The organism is Pseudomonas sp. ACN8 (genome assembly GCF_002303925.1).
Classification (GTDB): Bacteria; Pseudomonadota; Gammaproteobacteria; order Pseudomonadales; family Pseudomonadaceae; genus Aquipseudomonas.
In genome coordinates, this window is the sequence record NZ_MRCS01000050.1 from 25,687 (window position 1) to 46,038 (window position 20,352).

At 53.3% G+C, this 20,352-nt stretch carries 20 protein-coding genes; 13 read left to right on the forward strand and 7 right to left on the reverse strand.

Annotated features, from left to right (window positions below; genetic code table 11):
* Positions 1-81: 81 nt before the first annotated feature.
* From BSF44_RS23880 to BSF44_RS23895, 4 genes are all read right to left on the reverse strand, one after another.
* Complete coding sequence (locus BSF44_RS23880) at positions 82-2,481, reverse strand: penicillin acylase family protein (RefSeq protein WP_095945587.1); 2,400 nt, start codon at positions 2,479-2,481, stop codon at positions 82-84.
* Between the two features lie 103 nt (positions 2,482-2,584).
* A complete protein-coding gene (locus BSF44_RS23885) occupies positions 2,585-3,166 on the reverse strand; it encodes a DUF6436 domain-containing protein (protein ID WP_095945588.1) in 582 nt (193 codons plus the stop codon).
* Between the two features lie 297 nt (positions 3,167-3,463).
* Positions 3,464-4,390, reverse strand: a complete 927-nt coding sequence (locus BSF44_RS30030; protein WP_141250084.1) for a hypothetical protein — start codon at positions 4,388-4,390, stop codon at positions 3,464-3,466.
* A 365-nt stretch (positions 4,391-4,755) separates the two neighbouring features.
* On the reverse strand, positions 4,756-5,733 hold the full coding sequence (locus tag BSF44_RS23895; RefSeq protein ID WP_095945590.1) for an IS5 family transposase: 978 nt from the start codon (positions 5,731-5,733) through the stop codon (positions 4,756-4,758).
* Positions 5,734-6,253: 520 nt separating this feature from the next.
* On the opposite strand from BSF44_RS23895, the gene BSF44_RS23900 reads away from it, so the two are divergent.
* The 8 genes from BSF44_RS23900 to BSF44_RS23930 all read left to right on the forward strand — a co-directional run bounded on the left by BSF44_RS23900 (position 6,254) and on the right by BSF44_RS23930 (position 13,372).
* Positions 6,254-7,276: a hypothetical protein gene (locus BSF44_RS23900; RefSeq protein ID WP_095945591.1), complete on the forward strand. Its 1,023-nt coding sequence runs from the start codon at positions 6,254-6,256 to the stop codon at positions 7,274-7,276.
* A complete protein-coding gene (locus BSF44_RS23905; RefSeq protein ID WP_095945592.1) occupies positions 7,273-8,259 on the forward strand; it encodes a nitroreductase family protein in 987 nt (328 codons plus the stop codon). Before BSF44_RS23900 ends, BSF44_RS23905 begins: the two co-directional genes overlap by 4 nt.
* Positions 8,249-9,484: a hypothetical protein gene (locus BSF44_RS23910; protein WP_095945593.1), complete on the forward strand. Its 1,236-nt coding sequence runs from the start codon at positions 8,249-8,251 to the stop codon at positions 9,482-9,484. The genes BSF44_RS23905 and BSF44_RS23910 overlap by 11 nt, the downstream gene beginning before the upstream one ends.
* Positions 9,481-10,218, forward strand: a complete 738-nt coding sequence (locus BSF44_RS30035) for a hypothetical protein (RefSeq protein WP_141250085.1) — start codon at positions 9,481-9,483, stop codon at positions 10,216-10,218. Before BSF44_RS23910 ends, BSF44_RS30035 begins: the two co-directional genes overlap by 4 nt.
* Positions 10,215-10,799: a hypothetical protein gene (locus tag BSF44_RS23915; RefSeq protein WP_095945594.1), complete on the forward strand. Its 585-nt coding sequence runs from the start codon at positions 10,215-10,217 to the stop codon at positions 10,797-10,799. The genes BSF44_RS30035 and BSF44_RS23915 overlap by 4 nt, the downstream gene beginning before the upstream one ends.
* A gap of 191 nt (positions 10,800-10,990) precedes the next feature.
* On the forward strand, positions 10,991-11,575 hold the full coding sequence (locus BSF44_RS23920) for a 2OG-Fe(II) oxygenase (RefSeq protein ID WP_172435393.1): 585 nt from the start codon (positions 10,991-10,993) through the stop codon (positions 11,573-11,575).
* Positions 11,576-12,079, forward strand: a complete 504-nt coding sequence (locus tag BSF44_RS23925; protein ID WP_095945596.1) for a GNAT family N-acetyltransferase — start codon at positions 11,576-11,578, stop codon at positions 12,077-12,079.
* Between the two features lie 345 nt (positions 12,080-12,424).
* The gene (locus BSF44_RS23930; protein ID WP_095945597.1) at positions 12,425-13,372 is read left to right on the forward strand and encodes an alpha/beta hydrolase; all 948 of its coding nucleotides are present in this window, start codon (positions 12,425-12,427) and stop codon (positions 13,370-13,372) included.
* Between the two features lie 73 nt (positions 13,373-13,445).
* On the opposite strand, the gene BSF44_RS23935 is transcribed toward BSF44_RS23930, so the two are convergent.
* Positions 13,446-14,198, reverse strand: a complete 753-nt coding sequence (locus BSF44_RS23935; RefSeq protein ID WP_095945598.1) for a DUF2059 domain-containing protein — start codon at positions 14,196-14,198, stop codon at positions 13,446-13,448.
* 108 nt (positions 14,199-14,306) lie between these two features.
* Between BSF44_RS23935 and BSF44_RS23940 the strand changes: the two genes are divergently transcribed.
* Entirely contained in the window at positions 14,307-14,939 is a 633-nt protein-coding gene (locus tag BSF44_RS23940; RefSeq protein WP_095945599.1) for a 2OG-Fe(II) oxygenase, read from the forward strand.
* Between the two features lie 2 nt (positions 14,940-14,941).
* Positions 14,942-15,427 carry a DUF523 domain-containing protein gene (locus BSF44_RS23945; protein ID WP_095945600.1) on the forward strand — a complete coding sequence of 162 codons (486 nt, stop codon included), beginning with the start codon at positions 14,942-14,944 and terminating at the stop codon, positions 15,425-15,427.
* A 140-nt stretch (positions 15,428-15,567) separates the two neighbouring features.
* On the opposite strand, the gene BSF44_RS23950 is transcribed toward BSF44_RS23945, so the two are convergent.
* A complete protein-coding gene (locus tag BSF44_RS23950) occupies positions 15,568-16,152 on the reverse strand; it encodes a transporter substrate-binding domain-containing protein (RefSeq protein ID WP_095945601.1) in 585 nt (194 codons plus the stop codon).
* 135 nt (positions 16,153-16,287) lie between these two features.
* Here BSF44_RS23950 and BSF44_RS23955 point away from each other — a divergent pair, with 135 nt between their 5' ends.
* Positions 16,288-16,713 carry a DUF4399 domain-containing protein gene (locus tag BSF44_RS23955; RefSeq protein WP_095945602.1) on the forward strand — a complete coding sequence of 142 codons (426 nt, stop codon included), beginning with the start codon at positions 16,288-16,290 and terminating at the stop codon, positions 16,711-16,713.
* Between the two features lie 61 nt (positions 16,714-16,774).
* On the opposite strand, the gene serA is transcribed toward BSF44_RS23955, so the two are convergent.
* Entirely contained in the window at positions 16,775-18,004 is a 1,230-nt protein-coding gene (gene serA, locus BSF44_RS23960) for a phosphoglycerate dehydrogenase (RefSeq protein WP_095945603.1), read from the reverse strand.
* Between the two features lie 206 nt (positions 18,005-18,210).
* Here serA and BSF44_RS23970 point away from each other — a divergent pair, with 206 nt between their 5' ends.
* Complete coding sequence (locus BSF44_RS23970) at positions 18,211-19,605, forward strand: FAD-binding oxidoreductase (protein WP_095945604.1); 1,395 nt, start codon at positions 18,211-18,213, stop codon at positions 19,603-19,605.
* A gap of 38 nt (positions 19,606-19,643) precedes the next feature.
* On the forward strand, positions 19,644-20,309 hold the full coding sequence (locus BSF44_RS23975) for a fumarylacetoacetate hydrolase family protein (protein WP_095945605.1): 666 nt from the start codon (positions 19,644-19,646) through the stop codon (positions 20,307-20,309).
* Positions 20,310-20,352 lie beyond the last annotated feature (43 nt).

Genomic DNA, 20,352 nt, shown 5'->3' on the forward strand with positions numbered 1-20,352 from the left:
GCTCCCACAATGGATCTGCATGCACCGGACCAATGTGGGAGCTAGCCTGCTAGCGATGAGGCCAGTCCTGTCGACACCGAATTATGGCGCAGCCCGCGCCGGCAACAGCTTCAAGGTACTGCGGGCATTGGCCGTGACTTCTTCATCATTGAGATGCGCCTGGAAGTACATCCCCTCGATGTAGGCCTCGGCCTGATCATCATAGTGACTGTCGAACAGGACGCCGCTCTGGCCGACCGGGTTGACGGTCAGGCTGTGGGCCGGGTCGGCGAAGTCGATCAGGCGCCGGGTCGAAGGGCCGTAGGTGACAGGCCACGGAGCCGGGCCGATCTTCGCCGAGAGGTTGTTCGGCACTTCATGGCTGCCCGGTGCGGCGAAGGGGCCGACATTGAAGAACAGGTCCAGCGGCTTTTTCTGCCCCAACGGATGGCCATGGGTCAATGTGTGCGCGCTGCCCCACTGCCATTGCGAGGCGTCTGCGCCGAGGGTGCTCTTGAGGTGCGCGAGGCTGGCTTGCCAGGCGGTCTTCACCGTATCGCCCCGGGTTTCCTTGCCCTGGGTGGTGCGGTTGTCCCACCACGGTGAATCGGCGCTGGCGGCCAAGCGGGGGAGCGTGGCGTCGATCACCCGGGTCGAGAGCAGTGTTTCGAAGAAGTCGTTACCCAGCTCATCGTGCATCGTCGCGTCAGCCAGGTTGAACAGAAACTGGTTGAACAGCGTGGCGCTGGTCGAGTCGATCGGGTAATCGCCTTGCCACTGGGCCAGTTGCTCCACCAGTTTGAGTTCGGCGGGATCGCTCACCACTTCGCGCAATACCGGCAACAGCGGTGCCAACAAGCGTGGGCCGTAAGCGGTAGTGGTGCCCAGTTGCAGCTTCTGGCTGTTTTCCAGATTCCACTTGACCGCTTTGTCGCTGAGCTGACGATTGAGCTGTTGGCCACGGTCGGCAAGGTTGTAGTAGCCGGGAATCTCCATGCCGGTCGGCGACACCGGTTGGAAGTTGGCCGAGACAATGTAGCCCCGCGCCGGGTTTTCTTCCTGGGGGTTGGCCGTGAACGGGTAGAAGCCGTCCTTGTCCGCCTCGGTGGTGCTGCCGTCGAGGATGAACCACGGGCGTACACCCGCCGGGCGTTTAGGCAATTGCGCCGCCGCCCACCAGCCGATGTCACCCTTGGCATTGGCCCAGACAACGTTAAGGCCCGGGGCCTGGATTTTCGACGCGGCACCGCGGGCCTTGGCCAGGGTGTCGGCGCGATTGAGCTGGTAGAAACCTTCCAGGATCGGGTTCTGGCTTTCGAGAAACGCCCACCACATGGCAATCGGCGTTTTTCCGGCGCCGCTGCTCAAGGCATCGTTGACGATCGGGCCGTGGGGCGATTGGCGCAGCACCAGCGTCACCGGTGCCTGGCCCTTGACCGCGATCTGCTGCTCGCTGGTCGTCATGTCCACCCACTTGTCGCGATACCAGACCTGATTGGGGTTGTCCGGGTTGACCTTCTCGGCGATCAGGTCAAGGTCGTCGTTCTGGAACATGGTGATGCTCCAGCCGAAGTCGTGGTTCATGCCCAGCGAAGCGAACGGCATCAGGGCCTGATAGTGGCCGTAGAGTTCGAAGCCCGGCGCAGAGAGTTGCGCTTCGTACCACACCGACGGCGCGGAAAAGCGGATATGCGGATCACCCGCCAGCAGCGGCTTGCCGCTTTGGGTGCGGCTGCCCGCGACGACCCAGGCATTGCTGCCCTCGAACTGTGGCAGGCCGTTGTCAGCCAGGGCTTGTTCGCTCAGGCGGGCGAGGGCGTTGAGGTCTTTCCAGTCGGCGCTGGCCAAAGTGGTGCCGGTCCCGTTGAGCACGCCCTTGGGCTGCCAGTCGAGATCGAAGACGCTCAGGTATTCAGGTCCCAGTTGATCGCGAACGAATGTCAGCAAGGGTTCGGTACGAAACGCGGCGGCAAAGCTGTAGGCCATGTAGCCGGCGATGCTGATGGTGTCCTGGGCCGTGAACGGGCGTTTTGGAATGCCCAGCACATCGAACTCCACGGGTTTGGCGTGGCTGTCCTGATACTGGTTGATGCCATCCAGGTAGGCCTGCATGGCGATGAAGGAGGGCGACTGCTTGTCGAGGTTCGCCAGGTAGGTTTCGGCGCGTTCGCGGATGCGCAGGCTGCGCATCAGTTTGTCGGTATCGAGCAGTTTCGGCCCGAGCACTTCAGCCAGTTCGCCACGGGCCAGGCGACGCAGGACTTCCATCTGGAACAGGCGGTCCTGGGCTTGCACATAGCCGAGGGCGCGGTACAGGTCGGTTTCGTTGTCGGCTCGGATATGCGGGACGCCGCGCTCGTCGTAGCGCACGGTGACGGAGCCTTGCAGGTGTTGCAGTTCCACCATGCCCTGGCGTGACGGCTGCTTGCTGTAGAGGTACCCGCCGGCTCCGGCGGCCAGCATGACGATCAACAGAGCGAGAGCGGTCAGGCTGCGATTCATGGAGACTCCTTGTTGTTATTGTGATTCCTGGTGCCACTGTGTAACACGGCGTGCCGATTTGGCGCATCGCCCGTAGGAGGGATTCGTATTGCCGCGTCTTTCCCTATTTAGTTGGCTCGACAGGCCACGGGCAGTAACACCCCACGGCCAGTGTGTGCGTGGCACTTACCGCACGCCCCTCATCCAGCGCTTGCAGGATCGGTTCGATAAAGCTGTTGCTCGAGTTGCAGGTCAGGCCTTCGCTGTAGGGGCCGAAGTACGCCAGTTTGCCGCTGCGATCCCAGATCGCCACGGCCGGGCTGGCGGGGATCTGTTCGGAACCGGGCAGGACGTCGATGGTTTTCAGGCTGCTCAAGGTGCCCGGCAACTGGCCGTGGCTGCCGGGTTTTTGCACGGCATAGAATTCCACGCCATGGGGAACGTAGCGCTCGACCAGTTCGGTCAGGTGTTGTTGATTGCCGACATTGCACGGGCAGGCCGGGTCCCAGAAATGCACCAGGCGGATGGCGCCGGGGCCGGCGAGGGATTCGGGAAGGCGTAGCGGATCGCCGGAAAACATCGCGGTGTGCTCGCTGAACGTGCGCAGGTAACGCCCCTGGAACCAGTTGTAGGCCGCCCACAACATGCCGGCACACACCACGGCGAGCAGGCAGGCAAACAGGGTGGCGCGAAAGGGCGAGCGCATCGGTTCAGTCCTCGAAGGTCGGCTAGCTTGCCATGCTTGCCGCGACAGAAGAATATCGCACAAGCTCTGTCGTTGGATAAAACTAAGGACCCTTAGGCTATATGCCGATGCAGTCCGTCTTGTCTGTGAACAACACTCCTCTGGCAACAACTATCACTCTAGATTGGCGGTAGAGCATGTTTTGGTGACACGCGTGGAGTTTTAGGCCCCCGTGGCGACTCAAAGAGGGCGCGTAGGCATGGAAAAACGGTTGGTAGGGGAGATGAATTGAGCTTAATTATCTTCTTTTCACGGTTGTTAATCAGTGGTCGAACACAGTTCTTTAAATTCAAGATGAATTTGCCGATAGGTAGTAGAGAATTTTTTGCAATTTTCTAAGTAAATATCATGCTCTGCGACTGTTCTAGTGGTTTTCGGCTGATGTGTAAGCCTCCAGACATTAATAAGTGTGGCGCTAAGGATCTCTTTGCGTATGGGGATAACGTAGTCGTATCCTTCTTTCTTGAAGTTGGAAATGGCATCTATAAGCTCATTAGGAGTTTCATTGAATGTAACAGGGTGAATCAATTCAGAAGTGAGGGTGTCTGCTTCGGCTAAGTATACATCGCTTTCTACAAGGCCAATAAATTCAAGCAGGCGGTAAATGCCTCCAGTAGCGGCGGTTTGCATGTACTGCTCTGGGTTGGAAGTGTTCAGAGAGCTCGTAGAAAAAAGCTTTTTGAAACCGCATAAACTATATCTACCTAAATCTCTGATTATTGTTTTTTCGAAGTTGCTTGGTTCTGGAGTGCGCAATAGGTAACTGCGGCTTTCCAAAGGTTGGTATGTATAAAGCTCGATGAACAGCCGGAGTAGTTCCAAACATTGAGTCTGTCGCAGTTTGGCTATTGGTGCCAGGCCGCTATCTATAGGCAGAATCAGGCTATTGGGTAACCATATTAAATCTTTGGGGTCGGCTGGCTTGTTTAGACTGTAGCGTGGGTGTTTTCCCGTAGTCAGTTTGTCTACGATTTTGTGTTCCTGTAGAAGCTCAATAGCAATTTTAGCTTTTCGCCAGCTGATACCTGCATATCTGGTAGCAGCCTGAGCGCTCCAGCTTGTATTCATGTTGTTTCGACTTGATCCACAAGCCATCACCAAAAGAAGTATCGCTGAATTGAGTCCCAACTCACAGGCTGATTGAAATTGTGGTTTACCAACAGCAAAAAAATTCCCTTGAGGCAAAGTACTCTCCTTAGCGTTTGTATTATCTCAATGTGTTTTTCCGGCCAGCAGAGCAATTGTTTCCGACTTTGTTGCAGAGAAGTGTTACCAACATTTTGCCAAGCCACAAGTCGGACAGTTTCGACAGGTACGGTGCGAATCGTCCTACAGCGGACAACTCGTATGTAGGATATCGACGAATGGATGACCTTTATAAGTTGCTAGCGAAAACACCCTTAAGGAAGGTCTGAAGTAGTCAGCGATTTTTGATGCCATCCTTGGTTGAGGTTCAAAAAACGCTGGCTTGGTCAGAAATCAGACCTTTTCTGTTCTTAACTCATCGGTTCACCCGTTGAACAACGCCTTTTCAAGGCGCTTTTCCCGCATTACAGGCGCACCTGTCCCGCAACCAGCAGCCGTTTTCGCATCATCCACAGGTTCGACAGGGCAAATAGCGTGGCCTGTTGCGCAGTGTTTTTCATCAGGCCGCGAAAGCGCACTTTCGTATAGCCAAACTGACGCTTGATTACCCGAAACGGATGTTCAACCTTGGCGCGTACTTGGGCCTTGGCGTATTCGATCTTGCGCCGCAGACGACCGATCAAACTCTGTTTTCCGTGCTTTTTGTAGCTGCTGGGCCGCGCCGCAATCGACCAGATCATCTTGCGATTCTGAAGCTCAGGACGCTTGTCCACGCCGGTGTAACCGGCATCGCCAGACACGTAAGACTCCTCGCCATGCAGCAATTGATCGACCTGCGTCACGTCCGCCACATTGGCCGCCATGCCCACCAGGCTATGCACTAAGCCGGATTCGGCATCAACGCCGATGTGCGCTTTCATCCCGAAGAAATACTGATTTCCTTTCTTCGTCTGGTGCATTTCGGGATCGCGCTTACCGTCTTTGTTCTTGGTCGAACTTGGCGCATGAATGATCGCCGCATCGACCACCGTACCTTGGCGCAGCATCAAACCACGGTCGCCCAGATAGCCGTTGATGACCTGCAAAATCCCGCCGGCCAACTCATGTTTTTCCAACAGACGTCGGAAGTTAAGGATCGTGGTTTCGTCAGGAATCCGATCAAGGTGGAGCCCCGAAAACTGGCGCAGAATCGTCATCTCGTAAAGTGCTTCTTCCTTTGCCGGATCGCTGTAGCCGAACCAGTTCTGCATCAGATGAACCCGCAGCATGGCCATCAACGGATACGCCGGACGACCACCGTCGCCCTTCGGATAATGCGGCTCGATCAAGGAAATCAAACCCTTCCAGGGCACGACCTGATCCATCTCGATCAGGAAACGCTCGCGGCGGGTCTGCTTACGTTTGCCGGCGTACTCGGCATCGGCGAAGGACATCTGTTTCATCGAGGCTCAGCCGTTCAGTTCGCGGGAGGCGAGTATTTCACCAAATTTGGAAGTCTTTTTGAGAGCTTCCTTAAGGAATAGATGCAGGCTAAATCAGTGTCTCCACGTCGTGGGCGGAATAGACGACCAAAAAACCAGCAGGAATCGAAGTTAATTCAGGTTGATATCAATGTTCGCTTCTATTGCTTTTGAGAAAAAATAAATATGTTGATATCAAGTTTTATCAAAAAAATTAGAACGGTAATCTACGTCTGCATAGTAGTGGGTTGGTGTGAAAAAAAAGTATTGCCGTAAAGGTTCGCATATGTAAATTTAGAGCTGCACTCAACACGCCGTTGGTGTAAATCATAAGGAGAAATATGATGTCTACTACAAATCAAGATTTCAAAGTTGTTGAACGTAACGAAGGTGCGCTACAGCATGGAGATGGTGGTGTTAATCACTAACTCCCGCTGATACGCCTGGGGCGGGTCTGACTCGCCCCTTCCCAAAAAATTACATAGTCACGACAAGGATGATCATGATTACTACAAATAGTTTGTTGCGCATAGATACTTATGAAGATCATGATTTAGCTTATTTAATAAATTCACCTGATCGGTACGAAATTTCACGTGAGGTATCGAAATTTCTATTGGATATTAAAATAAATCCGGTTAGCGTCGAGGCCTATGAGGAGTACGATCTCAATATTTCGATGCACGCAAAAGACTCTTTGTTACAGCACAAGTTGGTGCTGGATAGTGCATCCATTCAAGCAATTGAGAGTCAGGCGAAGTTTTTTAATTTGGAATCGTACAACTGGCGCTTGGCATCTGATTACTTAGAAAGAACTAGAAATTACAAATTTTTTAATTATGCTTTTGATGGTTGGAAAAAAGACGCTGGGATGATGGCCGACTACCTAAAAGAAGAAGCAGAAATAAGTCGTTCGAAAATATATGAAAAAGTATCCTATGTGCCTTGGAAATATACACCTGCGGAGGCCTTAGCCGTTACTGAGCGACTTGCTGAATTAAACACACTGGATTTTTCTTTCAATAGTGTGGTAGCCACGTTCGGGAAGCAGCGGACTAAATCTTTGAGTCAGGGGGAGCCGGTTTTTCAAAAGAGTATTCCAAGCGGCGGAAGCCGGCACCCGACAGAAGCCTATGTAGTCGATGTCGTAAAGAAAGAAATTTATCACTACTGCTGCGAAAAAAATGCTTTTGGGAAGATCAGTGTAAGAAATAGTGATATTTATACTTGTTGCTTTGGTGAGCCAGAGGTTTATGTTCCGTTCAAGGTCAGACATGTTGTGTTGCTGACCTGCGTTTGGGAGCGAAATATGTTTCGCTATAGGGAACCTCGAACTTTCAGGTCTGTTCATTTGGACGCAGGGCATGCCGCATGCAATGTAGAGGTCCTCTGCCAAAAAGCTAGAGTTCGCTATAAGGTTCAATATGGAATGAACTCGAAAGTACTCGAAGGTCTTCTGAATATAGATCCTTTTGTAGAGGGTATTATGTGCGCGGTGATGATCGGTGGGAGAAAGAATAAATGAACTATCTTCACATTGATTTTTCCACGGGTAACCACCAGGTGGAAATCCAGGACCTGTTGTCCGGTCAGGTATATTCCACAGAAAAAAATCTTTTGAGGGACCACTTCTTCGAAAAAGAAATCACAGATAATCGTAGAAACATTCCGTACGAAAGTAAAACGATTGAGCATTGGCTAACAAGAGGTTGGGATGCTTCTTTGCCACTATATATGTCCTCTAGGCACATAAAGTTTGTAGACAGTGGACTGGATAGAAATACCGTTCTGGAAGAACTTTTTGATTTTTATATGGTATCGCAGGGCTGTCCCGTACTGGATACCAGAGATGCCCAAGGAGCTAAGTCGATTTCTCTGGAGCGTATAAGTTCTGACTCAACAAGATGGAATACAAATTATCGACAGGCCATGTTAAATAGAAGAAGTAAACGTGCCTTTCACGACCAACCATTGGATAAGACAGTTTTTATTTCTATCATCGAAATAGCAATGGCTCGTCTATTTGAAACGGTCCAATCGAAAAGCAAGGTCAGTGAAATAGAAAAATATACAAAAAGTTATGGCTGTGCGTTCAATATTTATTTGCTGATTTACTCGGTTAGCGATTTTGCTAGAGGGATTTATATAATAAATAAAGACTGCGCAATGTTAACGTTGATTAAGTCAGGTGATTTTTCATCTCAAATTTCCACAGTAAACTGGGGGATGCGAGCACCACTTTCAGCTAATTACTCAGTCGTGTTAACTGTGGATCCTAGCGTTTATGCATGGCGTTACAGGCATGACCGTTCGTTCAGAAATCTAATGGTAGAAGCCGGCAGAATAATGCATGAGTTCGTGCTTTCCGCCAGCGGTGCTAGTATCCAGGGAGTAGTTACGCCCGCCACTGACGATAGCCTACTGTCTAAAGTATTAGATATCCCTCATCACTCACAGGAGATCCCCTTCTATACCGGTACTTTTGGAGTGTCTCCAAGTGGGCTCTGAGAAAACTAGTAATTATTTATTTATGCTCTCAGGGCTTTTGGATGCGGTCAAGGTTCTTGGTATTATGTGGGTGTATGAGTTGTTTTGGGCGGATAATTTCGGCCGTTTAAGCTTTAATATTGATCTAATTGGTGCATTCGGTGCATTGCTAACCCCTTGGTTAATGGCGTATCTCCAAAAGTCTAGAGAGTCAGCTGCGCAAGCCTATATAATAGTCTTGATCTATTTGCTAATTCTATCCGGAGTGGTTGGCAGCGCATACTGGATTTTGGCAAACTATTTACTGGCAGGTGGCTTGGATTCTATCGAGGATTTTAATGTGTTCATTGCGCTAAGGGCGCTATCGCTTATCGTTATTACTCTAACCACGCTAAATTACTCGGTGTTGGCTCAAGCTGGGCATGGTCTATATATTTTTCTCTTTCAGTTGTGTGCCGTTTCGGCAACTTTAGGGCTGTATTATATATTCAGTGATTACGGTTTGTATTCAAGTTTGGTCTATGTCGGGGTCGTATTGCTGCTTTTGGAGCTGGCGATAATGAAGATGACCTTCAATATGGCAAAAAAGCATCTTGGCATCACACGTTTTTGGCGACGTGTTCTAGAGTTTAAATATTTGAATGAATTTAAAGGCTATAGTCGGATCGTTTTTCCTGAAACCGGTACGGTACTATCAGTTGTAGCGTGTACCTTTCTGATTTCTAGTTCGGCTTATATCACGTTGCAGGAGCACTATGAGTTTTATCGCTTGCCATTGGCGTTCATGACGGCGAGCTGGATTGTCGCGAGCAAGGTGACTACGCTGCTAGTGTCGTTCTCCAAAACTGATGCGGTTGCTTTTTCTATGCAGAACTACATGTATACGATTAGATATACTTGGTATATACCAGTTCTCTTGTTGTTGATATATGTAGCTTTGTTTTATCAAAGATTAAATTATTTAATTTGCATTAATGTTGTAGTGGCTATGTTGTATTTTCCAGCTATGGCAGCTGTCATCGCTATGGGTGGCTCCTTGAGAGTGCAAAACCGCAATGCTTTACTACTTAAAGCCAATTTGGCTATGCTCTGTTTTTATTTTATTCCTGTCGTTGCACTGATCTACTTGCGTTTCATTGGCGCAGGCGGCTTGATACACGCTATTGGTGTCAGCTATTTAGTTCGTATCATGGTTATTAACTGGCTTGGTATTCGGGAGCTGAGACGGGATGGGGCACTCATATGATTTATGCTTTCTCGCCTGTATCAAAATTATTAATAAAGTATGATGTGTGTACTGGCAGTGCTTATGTTGCTAGTTGTTCTAGTGCTAATGTGCGGCGTTATATTCAATTCGTACCAGCTTTCAAGGTTGGAGGTGACTGCCCATACAGTGAGATGTTGTATAAGGAGCGTACGATGACTCGATATGGTCAGGCAGGTCGTTTAAATGCCATAAATAAAATGCACGCCAAGGCTAATAAATTTGGGCGGTTTTCGGAAGCTGAAGAGGGTATTTATAATCTTGGCCTGGAAAAACTTGAGCTGTGCAGAAAAGAAATCTCAATTTTAAATAAAATCATCTCGGTCTTTGAAAATAGGGGTGTGACGGATTGGCAGTTTGAAGGCGTGGGGCGAGGCGCCTTGAGGGTATATCCATCCAATGGGGCTATTCATTCTTTTCGTCCAAGAATTATTTTTAAAAAATACACAGTTGACTACTTCCCTTGTTCAAAGTCGTTCTCGATCTCAAAAAATAAAGTAGAGGTTGATCACAATTGTTTATATGTGATTTGCGAAATTGATAGAGTGCTAGAGAAATATTCCGATGTTGGAGCTCTGGTGGCGCTGTATATAGAGTTTGGTCATTTGGTTTCTGCACTACTTTTTTTTGCAGGTCTCGCTATTGGATCACTTTCTCTAACCTCCTTGGAAAAAGAAATACATCAAGCTGCTGTTTTTGCAAGGCTAACACTATGAGCAACTTCAAATACATGAGTGGTCATTGGGAGTTTATTCTAGAGCAGGAGCTGTATGTATTAGGTATGATTTTCAATGGATTGCCGGAAATTCAAACGTCCACGTTGAAAAAGCTTTTGGAAAACAAGGTGCTACTTGAGGAGTTGTTCAATTATCTCACGCTCTCTGAGCAGGCTTGGCTAGATAGAAGAACGTACAGATATATAGGGCCAGGCTGCCAGCAGCAGGAGTCAGATCGCGTGGATTTTGCTCCGATAATGGAATTGATAAATTCGTTGTTAGAAAAATTGTCACCGACTCTTAATGTCGGGCAGGTAGTAGGTGAAGATCGCTTGAAATTAATCGAGTCATTGAATGACCAAGCTGAACTATCCGCCTCTCCTTTAATTTTAGGTTTTTTTATAGCACCCATGAATTTTCCAGGTATAAGGGAAGACTGGTTATTGATGGGGTTGGTTGCTCAACTTTTGTGCGTATTTGCGCAACAAACAGGGAAAGGTGCATTCATTACCCATGGTATTGATCGAACTGTTTTGCCCGCCTCGCTGAGCACTCTAGAGTATATTATCGCTTTCGGTTAGATTCGTAAAAAAGTGTATGTGCTTAAGTATGTTTTTTACAGATAGGTATAAAGTAATGATCTTTCTAGCTTAGTCAGATTTCTAGTCTGTTTTTGCTGGGGCCGATTGTTGCTGTAAAGTCTTCATGCATGGCTGAGGGCTATTATAGGAACGGTTACTGTTTAACTACATTATTGCTGGAAGGAGCGAATATGTCAGATCCGTGCATAGAAACGATTAAAGTTATCGATGATCTGCTAGAATCCCACTGCAAGGAGGAGCTATTTGAATTCGCTGCTAGGCCGATATGGCAATATGGTTGGCGTTCAAATATCAAGGTGGATAGACATTTTTTCTGGCACGCACATTTTGCCGGTCATGGCATAACCAATTGTACTTCTTGTTTAGATGAGTTGAACTCGCGCGCGGATATTTCACCTATATCGAGGCTGTGGAGTTTTTTGGCTGACACCATTCTGGTAGGCCATGAACCAATTCGAGTGTATGCCAATGCGCATACATACGGGGCCGAAGGATACTGCCATACTGATAACTTGGATGACGAAAATTATTTCTCTACAATTTTCTATGCTCATGCGGAATGGGAGAGTAATTGGGGGGGTGAACTTCTTTTCTATAATGGTGATGGCGATATAATAAAAGCAGTGAGCGCCAAACCGGGACGTATCGTTTCCTTTCCGGGCTCTATAATGCATAAAGTTGGCTCTCCGAGTCGAATCTGCAATCGTCTGCGGGTTTCCTATGTCTTCAAAACCCAGTTGATTATAGGTGCATAAATGAATGGTAGAATCGTTGTCCGCATGGCATCAACAGAGGATGCCGAGGCTATCAGTCTTATACTTTGCACCTCTATTCGATCAGGTTGTGTAATTGATCACGGTGATCGACATGAAGTTGTGAACGCATGGACGGAAAATAAGAGCGTTGCGACTGTGTTGAAATGGGTAGAGGACACTTCCTTATATTTGGTTGTCGCTACACTGGGCTCGAAGCCGGTTGGAGTGGGCATGGCAACTGCGACCGGAGAGATCTCGTTATGCTATGTGCTCCCCGAGTATTTCAGAAGGGGGCTCGGCAAGGCGATCATGACAACCTTGGAGCAGTGGTTAAAGGGTAAAGGATTCCACTGCGTTGTTCTGAACAGCACCATTTCGGGCTATCACTTTTATAAACGTCTTGGCTATTGTGACAATGGTGAAAAAATAGTTGTGATTGGTCTCACAGCAAGCCCGATGTTAAAGGATATAGACGCAATCGAGTTTGACTCCTGTGTACAATAGTTTATTGGCTGGCTAATGCTCAGCTTCAGCGCTCGACAACGGTGCCTTAGAAAGAGCAATCGAGCTGCCACAGGGACAAAATAGCTATTCAGTCACATGCACAGAGGGGCGGTATCCCGCGTAAATATTTACAGTCTGGTCAAAACCCAATAGCCCTTTACGTACAGAGCCATCCGCTGACGTCTTCTGGAAGCCTCTCTGAGAGAAAACTTCAGTGCTCGCTGTCTGGATCTGTCCGCCATAGATGCCGCGGCACTCACTAAACTCGTGTTTGGTATCTCGGTTCTATAGATTGCATACGATAAAACCTACTCCGCGCCTCGCGCTTTTGTCTGGAACCCCTTAATGCCGGCCACTTTCGACCCCGATCTTCTACGTGCAAGTCTGCTGCCATTGGCGGCCGGGCAGCCGTTGTCGGCGCAGGCGCAGGCTTACCAGCGATTCTACGGACTGGATTTCGCGCCGCGTCAGGTGCGCAGTGGCCTTGGGCGATTCGAGGTCGATGGTTATGAGCTGGTCAGCCAGTTCTGGTGGCCCGAGCGGGCGAAGGCGACGCTGTTTGTCATCCACGGTTTCTACGACCACACCGGGCTCTACCGGCATGTGATCGAATGGGCGTTGGACCAGGACTTTGCGGTGATCGCCTGCGACTTGCCGGGGCATGGCTTGTCCAGCGGCGAACGGGCGAGCATCAAGGATTTCGCCGAGTATCAGGACGCATTGCAAGGCTTGTTCGGCGAGGCGCAATCTCTTGATTTGCCGCAACCGTGGCACCTCTGCGGGCAGAGCACCGGCGGGGCGATCGTGATCGATCATGTGTTGAATGCGGGGGCGAGCAGCCCGGCCCAAGGCCAGGTGATTCTGCTGTCGCCGCTGGTGCGGCCGCGGGCGTGGGGTTGGTCGCAGCTGAGTTATTACGTGCTCAAGCCTTTCGTCAAAGCCATTGCCCGGCGCTTCAGCGAGAACTCCAACGACCCGGCCTTTCTGCCGTTCCTGCAAGCCGATCCATTGCAGCCGCTGCGCCTGCCGACAGCCTGGGTGGGCGCATTGGCACGCTGGATCAAACGTATCGAGGCCGCCCCCATGAGTACCCGCCGGCCGCTGATCGTGCAGGGGCAGGCTGACATGACGGTGGATTGGGAGCACAACCTGGAAGTGTTGCGGGGCAAGTTTGATCGGCCGCAGGTGCTGATGCTGCCCGAGGCGCGGCATCATCTGGCGAATGAAACACTGGTGATGCGGGAGGAGTATTTCGGGTTTTTGACCAGGCGGATCAAGGGCCGAAATCCTTAGCGCCAGTTCCGGCCCCATCGCGAGCTTGCTCCGGGCGGCGTTCCGACGATAGCAATCTGTCAGGTGCCGAAGATCACTGGGTCAGATTCGAATTGCTCTGCCCCACCGCCAACCCCGCCCGGATTGCCGCCAACGCCGCCTGATAATAAGCCTGCCCTTCCGCCGATTCGGCAAAGGTCGCGAATTCTTCCAGTTCGTCGTCCGACAGATCGCGATAGACATACAACAGTGTGTTGTTCAGGTCGCTGCCGATCTGGTCCATCAGGCGCTGGCGCTGGCCGTTGAGCATGCCTTGGGCCTGACCGGCACCGAGCAACCCCGGAATCATCGAACTCAAACTGTCGGCGGCGACGCCGGCAATCGCCAGGCTGACTTCCGCGCCGGCCTCGCGAGCGGGCAGGGCTTGTGCCAAGTGGCCGATGATCAGCAGGCGGCTGTCGCTGGCCTGCATCTTCGGCAGACCCTTGGCGTTTTTCGCCAGTTGGTCGCGACGGGTTGCCAGCAGTTCGGCGGCGACGACTTTCTTGCCCAGGGGTGACTGGAAAAACGTCAGCGCGGGTTTGGGGTTGGCGAGGTTCTTGCGCAATTGCGCTTCGGCGCGCTGGTCCACGGCCTGGGCGGAAAATCGCTGATTGCTGTTATTGACCAGTGCCTGAAACACCGCCGGTGGCAGGCTACCCTGGTAGCGTTGCTGAGCGGCCGAGAGGGCGTCGCTGAAATGCGCGCGTTGTTCCGGCCAGCCGGCGACCTTGTACAACTGGTCGTGGCCGTCTGCCCAGGCGGGCAAAACGCAGAACATCAACAGTGATAAAAGCAAACGGCGCATAGGGACTCCTGTCAGCAGGCGACTATTCTCCGTGCGGCACCCCTGCTTGTCGAGAATTCGTATCAACCCGCTGCGCGGCTCTGTCGGATTTCCGGGCACAGGAATACTATGCGCGCCATGCAAATATCCTCTGATCACCCGCTGCTGCTACGAATTGTCGACGACCTGGCCGAGCACGGCTGGTCGCAGCAGAATATTTTCCTGCCTCTGGATCTGACCCGGGCGCTGGCGGCCGAGTGTCGCAAGCGTGCCGCCGAGGGTGAGCTGGCTCCGGCCGCCGTGGGCCGTGGACCGTTTTCGGAAATCCGCGAGGGGATTCGTGGCGACCATATCCAGTGGATCGACCCCGGCCAGGCCAAGGCGTGCGACAGCTACCTGGGTTTGATGAACAGCCTTCGCGAGGCGATCAATCGTGGTCTGTTTCTCGGCCTGGAGGATTTCGAAAGCCATTTTGCGATGTACCCGCCCGGAGCCTTCTACCTGAAGCACGTCGACCGCTTTCGCGATGACGACCGGCGCATGGTTTCGGCAGTGGTTTACCTCAATGACGGCTGGCTTCCTGAACACGGTGGCCAGTTGCGCATGTACCTCGACAATGATCGCGTCCAGGACGTGCAACCTATCGGTGGCTGCCTGGTGGTGTTTCTCTCCGGCGAGGTTCCCCACGAAGTCCTGCCCGCGACCCGGGATCGCCTGTCGCTGACCGGCTGGTTCCGCCGGCGCGGCAACGAGCCGTTCTGATCATGCGGAAAATTCTCGTCAGCCGTTGCCTGTTGGGCCACCGGGTTCGTTACGACGGCGGGGCCAGCGGGCCGTTCGATCAACTTCAGCAGTGGCTTGACGAGGGCAGGGTCGTGCCGTTGTGCCCGGAAGTGGCCGGCGGTTTGCCAACGCCTCGGGCGGCGGCGGAAATTCCAGGCGGGCAGGGCACGCAAGTCCTCGATGGCCAGGCGTTGGTGATCACCACCGAGGGCGAGGACGTCAGTGCGCAGTTTCTGTCGGGGGCGTATCAGGCACTGGAGTTGGTGCAGAAGTATGGCATCCGCATCGCCGTCCTCAAGGCCAACAGCCCGTCCTGCGGCAATCTGCTGACCTATGACGGGACGTTCAGCGGCGTGAAGGTCAGTGGCGAGGGCGTGACGGCGGCGCTACTCAAGCGCCACGGGGTGCAGGTGTTCAGTGAGCTGGAGTTGCCGCAAGCGGCGCGGGCATTGGCAACACTCGATTAACGAGCGACACAAGACACTGTAGGAGCGAGCCTGCTCGCGATGAGGCCAGTCCAGCAAACATGGATGTTTGAATGTCAGGCCGCCATCGCGAGCAGGCTCGCTCCTACAGGATCAGCTTTCACTCCAGACCTGCAACAACTTCAAGGTTTGGGTACCACACCCGCTTCCGCCCCCAACCACTTCTGCTCCAACGCTTGCAGTCGCCCGTCATCCTTGATCCGCTGCAGCGCGTTTTCCAGGCTGGCATGGAACGCCGGATTACCTTTCTGAAACGGAATCGCCAGGCTCACGGCCGGGTCGGATTTGGGCTTCTCTTGCGTCAGCGACTGCACCAGCAAAATGGAGCGCGGCTCTTCTTTCTGCGCGATCAATTGCGCATGGGTTTGAATGTAAGGCTCGCTGAAGTCGAAACGATCCTTGAGATCCGGGGTCACTGCTATGTGGTTGATAGCGATGTCGTATTTGCCGCTTTCGACGCCGGTCAACAGATCGCTGCCGTCGGTGACGACAAAGTCGGCCCGGACATCGAGTTCACTTGCCAGCAGTTGGCCCAGTTCGACTTCGAAGCCGGTGAGCCTGTCGTCATCCTTGAAATTGAATGGGGGAGTGTTGGCTTCAACGGCAATGCGCAATTCGCCCCGGTCGTTGACGTCATCTATCAGTTCGGCATGAGCCAAAGGGCTCAAAAGGGGTAGCAGGCAGATCAGGCCAGGCAGAAAGCGCATGGTCACTCCTTTGAATTTATTATCGCGACCCTCTGATTCAGGCTCGCTTTGCTATGGTTGTCGAGTGCCTTCGACAACAAATGGCCATGAAGTTGTCATGGTCACGCGGATTTTACGGAAAAACTGGAGAAGAGAATGAAAACCTTTATGTCACGTGCTGCTTTGGCTGGCGTGTTGATGGGTGTTTCGGTGCTGGCCAGTGCTGCAACCCCGGCTCCGAAAGGCGCCGAAGTGTCCATCGTGTCTCCCGAGGACGGTGCGACGATTCCGCAGACAGTCGTCGTCAAGTTCGCGGTCGAGAACATTGCCCTGGCACCGGCGGGCGATACCACCAAGAACACCGGTCATCACCACGTGCTGATCGACGTCGATGAGCTGCCGGCCGCCGGTGCGCCGATCCCCAAGGATGCCAACCACCTGCATTTCGGCGGTGCGCAGACCCAGGCTGAAATAACGCTCACCCCGGGCAAACACACCTTGCAGCTTGAACTGGGCGATAGCAACCACATGCCGTTCGATCCACCGATCGTTTCCGAGAAGATCACCGTCAACGTCAAGTAACGTTGTTGCGTGAATGAAAAAGGGAGCCCGAAGGCTCCCTTTTTTGTCGCTCAGGTCGTGATCAGAACAACACACGGCTACGGATGGTGCCGTTGACGTGTTGCAGCTTCTCTTGCGCCAGGTCCGAGTACTCGGCGTCGACGTCGATTACCACGTAGCCGACTTTCTCGTTGGTCTGCAGGAACTGACCGGAGATGTTGATGCCGTTTTCGGCAAAGACCTTGTTGATCTCGCTGAGCACGCCCGGAATGTTTTCGTGGATGTGCAGCAGTCGGTGCTTGCCAGGGTGAGCCGGCAGGGCCACTTCCGGGAAGTTCACGGACGATACCGAAGTACCGTTGTCGCTGTACTTGACCAGCTTTTCCGCCACCTCCAGACCGATGTTGGCCTGGGCTTCAGCGGTGGAGCCACCGATGTGCGGGGTCAGGATCACGTTGTCCAGGCCACGCAGCGGGCTTTCGAACTCTTCGTCGTTGGAGCGTGGCTCCACCGGGAATACGTCGATGGCCGCGCCGATCAGGTGCTTGTCCTTGATCGCGTCCGCCAGGTGGTCCAGTTCGACCACGGTGCCACGGGCGGCGTTGATCAGGATGCCGCCTTTCTTGATGGCGCGGATTTCCTTCTCGCCCATCATCCACTGGGTGGCGGCGGTTTCCGGTACGTGCAGCGAAACGATGTCGGACATCGCCAGCAGTTCGTGCAGGTTGCCTACCTGAGTGGCGTTACCCAGTGGCAGCTTGGTGATGGTGTCGTAGAAGTACACCTGCATCCCCAGGCCTTCCGCCAGGACCGACAGTTGAGTACCGATCGAGCCGTAACCGACGATGCCCAGCTTCTTGCCGCGGATCTCGAAGGAGTTGGCCGCGCTCTTGATCCAGCCGCCACGGTGGCAGGAAGCATTCTTCTCAGGGATGCCGCGCAGCAGCAGGATCGCTTCGGCCAGCACCAGCTCCGCTACGGAACGGGTGTTGGAGTACGGTGCGTTGAACACCGCGATGCCGCGTTCGCGGGCAGCGTCCAGGTCGACCTGGTTGGTACCGATGCAGAAACACCCTACAGCCACGAGCTTCTTCGCGTGATCGAAGATCTCTTCGGTCAGTTGAGTGCGGGAGCGAATGCCGATGAAGTGAGCATCGGCGATCTTTTCCTTGAGCTGGGCTTCCGGCAGAGAACCAGTGAGGTACTCGATGCTGGTGTAGCCCGCCGCCTTGAGGACGTCGACAGCCGATTGGTGGACGCCTTCGAGAAGAAGGAACTTGATCTTGCTCTTATCGAGAGAAGTCTTGCTCATCTGCGTAAACCTGTATCCCGGAGAAAAATGGCAGGAAAGGGAGCAGCCCGGAGCTGACCCGCACGGCAGGAAAGCCGTCACCGCAGAACAGCCCTTGGGCACTATCCTGCGGGGTCGTTATGCTAGCATATGCACCCCGCTAAACACTCATTCCTGCGACGTGAAGCGTTCTCAGGATGACCATGAATTGTTCGAGAGTTCTGTCGATGACCAATCCTGCCCTGATTGAAGAGCTGAAGACCCTGGTTGAGCCTGGCAAGGTGCTGACCGATGCCGACTCCCTGAATGCTTACGGAAAGGATTGGACCAAGCATTTCGCCCCGGCCCCGACTGCCATCGTGTTCCCCAAGACTACCGAGCAGGTCCAGGCCATTGTCCTGTGGGCCAACAAACACAAGGTGGCGCTGGTGCCGTCCGGCGGTCGTACCGGGTTGTCTGCCGCTGCGGTGGCAGCCAGTGGCGAAGTGGTCGTGTCCTTCGACTATATGAACCAGGTCCTCGACGTGAACCTCACCGACCGCACCGCTGTTTGTCAGCCGGGCGTGGTCACCAAGCAATTGCAGAACGTCGCTGAAGAAAAAGGCCTGTACTACCCGGTGGACTTCGCATCGTCCGGCTCGAGCCAGATTGGTGGCAATATCGGCACCAATGCCGGCGGGATCAAGGTGATTCGCTATGGCATGACCCGTAACTGGGTCGCTGGCATGAAAGTGGTCACCGGCAAGGGTGACGTGCTGGAACTGAACCGTGACCTGATCAAGAACGCTACCGGCTACGACATGCGCCAGCTGTTCATTGGCGCCGAAGGCACCCTGGGGTTTGTGGTCGAAGCGACCATGCGCCTGGACCGCGCGCCGAAAAACCTCACCGCGATGGTTCTCGGCACCACCGATTTCGACTCGATCATGCCGGTGCTGCACGCTTTCCAGAGCAAGCTTGACCTGACCGCCTTCGAATTCTTCTCCGACAAAGCCCTGGCCAAAGTCATGGCTCGTGGCGATGTGCCAGCGCCATTCGAAACCGATTGCCCGTTCTACGCGCTGCTGGAATTCGAAGCGACCACCGAAGAAGTGGCCAACCACGCCCTGGAAACCTTCGAGCACTGCGTCGAGCAAGGCTGGGTGCTGGACGGCGTGATGAGCCAGAGCGAAACCCAACTGCAGAACCTGTGGAAGCTGCGCGAATACATCTCCGAAACCATTTCCCACTGGACGCCGTACAAGAACGACATCTCGGTCACCGTATCGAAAGTTCCGGCATTCCTGAAGGAAATCGACGCGATCGTCGGCGAACACTACCCGGACTTCGAAATTGTCTGGTTCGGCCACATCGGCGACGGCAACCTGCACTTGAACATCCTCAAGCCGGATGACCTGAGCAAGGATGAGTTCTTCGCCAAGTGCGCCACCGTCAACAAGTGGGTGTTCGAAACCGTCGAGAAGTACAACGGTTCGATCTCTGCCGAGCACGGCGTGGGCATGACCAAGCGTGACTATCTGACCTACAGCCGCTCGCCGGTCGAGATCGAGTACATGAAAGCGGTCAAGGCGGTGTTCGACCCGAACGGCATCATGAACCCGGGCAAGATTTTCGCTGTTTGATTTTCGAACTTTAAGAGCCAAAGAAGCAGGAGTCGGTAATGAGCTATCAGCACCAGTATGTCGACGGTACGCGCATTCACTTCCCGCTGGGGAAAGTGGTGTGCATCGGCCGTAACTACGCCGAACACGCCAAGGAACTGGATAACCCGGTGCCGACCGAGCCACTGCTGTTCATCAAGCCGGGCAGTTGCGTGGTGCCGCTGGAAGGCGGTTTCAGCATTCCGACCGACCGCGGTTCGGTGCATTACGAAGCGGAAATCGCGGTATTGATCGGCAAGCCATTGTCGACCAAGCCGAGCCGTGAAGAAGTGCTCGACGCCATCTCCGGTTTCGCTCCTGCCCTGGACCTGACCCTGCGCGACAAGCAGGCCGAACTGAAATCCAAGGGCTTGCCCTGGGAAATCGCCAAGTCCTTCGATGGTGCGGCAGTGCTGGCTCCGTTCGTGTCCGGCAGCACCTTTGCCGACCTGACCGACATCGGCATCCGCCTGACCATCAACGGTGAAGTGCGCCAGGACGGCAACAGCAGCGCAATGCTCAACCCGATCGTGCCAATGATCCAGCACATGGCCGGCTGCTTCTCGTTACAGGCCGGGGACGTGATCCTCACCGGCACGCCGGTGGGCGTTGGTCCGCTGAATGTCGGTGACGAGATCGTTCTGGAATTGCCGGGCGCCAGCAGTTTCACCAGCAGCGTTCGCTAGTTGTAACACCGCTGTACCCTGTGGGAGCGAGCTTGCTCGCGAT

Coding starts and splice junctions, on each gene's coding strand:
- BSF44_RS23880 (WP_095945587.1), bottom strand. CDS start 2,481: ATGAATCGCAGCCTGACCGCTCTCGCTCTGTTGATCGTCATGCTGGCC.
- BSF44_RS23885 (WP_095945588.1), bottom strand. CDS start 3,166: ATGCGCTCGCCCTTTCGCGCCACCCTGTTTGCCTGCCTGCTCGCCGTG.
- BSF44_RS23895 (WP_095945590.1), bottom strand. CDS start 5,733: ATGAAACAGATGTCCTTCGCCGATGCCGAGTACGCCGGCAAACGTAAG.
- BSF44_RS23900 (WP_095945591.1), top strand. CDS start 6,254: ATGATTACTACAAATAGTTTGTTGCGCATAGATACTTATGAAGATCAT.
- BSF44_RS23905 (WP_095945592.1), top strand. CDS start 7,273: ATGAACTATCTTCACATTGATTTTTCCACGGGTAACCACCAGGTGGAA.
- BSF44_RS30035 (WP_141250085.1), top strand. CDS start 9,481: ATGATTTATGCTTTCTCGCCTGTATCAAAATTATTAATAAAGTATGAT.
- BSF44_RS23915 (WP_095945594.1), top strand. CDS start 10,215: ATGAGCAACTTCAAATACATGAGTGGTCATTGGGAGTTTATTCTAGAG.
- BSF44_RS23920 (WP_172435393.1), top strand. CDS start 10,991: ATGTCAGATCCGTGCATAGAAACGATTAAAGTTATCGATGATCTGCTA.
- BSF44_RS23925 (WP_095945596.1), top strand. CDS start 11,576: ATGAATGGTAGAATCGTTGTCCGCATGGCATCAACAGAGGATGCCGAG.
- BSF44_RS23930 (WP_095945597.1), top strand. CDS start 12,425: ATGCCGGCCACTTTCGACCCCGATCTTCTACGTGCAAGTCTGCTGCCA.
- BSF44_RS23935 (WP_095945598.1), bottom strand. CDS start 14,198: ATGCGCCGTTTGCTTTTATCACTGTTGATGTTCTGCGTTTTGCCCGCC.
- BSF44_RS23940 (WP_095945599.1), top strand. CDS start 14,307: ATGCGCGCCATGCAAATATCCTCTGATCACCCGCTGCTGCTACGAATT.
- BSF44_RS23945 (WP_095945600.1), top strand. CDS start 14,942: ATGCGGAAAATTCTCGTCAGCCGTTGCCTGTTGGGCCACCGGGTTCGT.
- BSF44_RS23950 (WP_095945601.1), bottom strand. CDS start 16,152: ATGCGCTTTCTGCCTGGCCTGATCTGCCTGCTACCCCTTTTGAGCCCT.
- BSF44_RS23955 (WP_095945602.1), top strand. CDS start 16,288: ATGAAAACCTTTATGTCACGTGCTGCTTTGGCTGGCGTGTTGATGGGT.
- serA (WP_095945603.1), bottom strand. CDS start 18,004: ATGAGCAAGACTTCTCTCGATAAGAGCAAGATCAAGTTCCTTCTTCTC.
- BSF44_RS23970 (WP_095945604.1), top strand. CDS start 18,211: ATGACCAATCCTGCCCTGATTGAAGAGCTGAAGACCCTGGTTGAGCCT.
- BSF44_RS23975 (WP_095945605.1), top strand. CDS start 19,644: ATGAGCTATCAGCACCAGTATGTCGACGGTACGCGCATTCACTTCCCG.